Source organism: Roseateles sp. P5_B10 (genome assembly GCF_056400485.1).
Genome location: NZ_JBFULE010001267.1, coordinates 1 through 1,019 on the forward strand (window position 1 = coordinate 1; position 1,019 = coordinate 1,019).

The window sequence follows — 1,019 nt, forward strand, 5'->3', positions numbered from 1 at the left end:
GGTCCAGCCGGTCCATCGGCTCGGGCTTGGAGTCGATCTCGATCTTGATCTTGGCCGCGGCCTCGTCGATGAGGTCGATGGCCTTGTCGGGCAGGAAGCGGTCGGTGATGTAGCGGTGGCTCAGCTCGGCCGCGGCAATGATGGCCGGGTCGGTGATCTCCACGCCATGGTGGACCTCGTACTTTTCCTGCAGCCCGCGCAGGATGGCGATGGTGGCTTCCACCGTCGGCTCGTCGACCAGCACCTTCTGGAAACGGYGCTCCAGGGCGGCGTCCTTCTCGACGTATTTGCGGTACTCGTCCAGCGTCGTCGCGCCGATGCAGTGCAACTCGCCGCGCGCCAGGGCGGGCTTGAGCATATTGCCGGCGTCGATGGAGCCTTCGGACTTGCCGGCGCCCACCATGGTGTGGATCTCGTCGATGAAGAGGATGGTCTGGCCGGCGTCCTGGCTGACTTCCTTCAGCACACCTTTCAAGCGCTCCTCGAAGTCGCCGCGGTATTTGGCGCCGGCCAGCAGCAGGGCCATGTCCAGCACCAGCACGCGCTTGCCCTTCAGCGAATCGGGCACCTCGCCGTTGAKGATGCGCWGGGCSAGGCCCTCGACGATGGCMGTCTTGCCSACGCCSGGYTCGCCGATCAGCACGGGGTTGTTCTTGCTGCGGCGCTGCAGCACCTGGATCGTGCGGCGGATTTCCTCGTCGCGGCCGATGACGGGGTCGAGCTTGCCCATGCGGGCGCGCTCGGTCAGGTCCAGCGTGTATTTCTTCAGCGCCTCGCGCTGGCCCTCGGCCTCGGCCGACTCGACCTTCTGGCCGCCGCGAACCGCCTCGATGGCGGACTCCAGCGACCGGCGCGTCAGCCCATGGCCGCGCACCACGCCGGCCAGGTCGGTCTTGGCTTCGGTCAGCGCCAGCAGGAACATCTCGCTGGCAATGAACTGGTCGCCGCGCTTGGTGGCCTCCTTCTCGGCCGCCTGCAACAGGGAAACGAGATCGCGCCCGGCCTGCACGGTCTGGCCC

1 protein-coding gene is annotated in these 1,019 nt (G+C 67.4%); it reads right to left on the bottom strand.

Going from position 1 to position 1,019, the window contains the following annotated elements:
• On the bottom strand, positions 1 to 1,019 hold a 1,019-nt coding region (locus AC1DU6_RS32635), incomplete at both ends, for an AAA family ATPase (protein WP_477862403.1).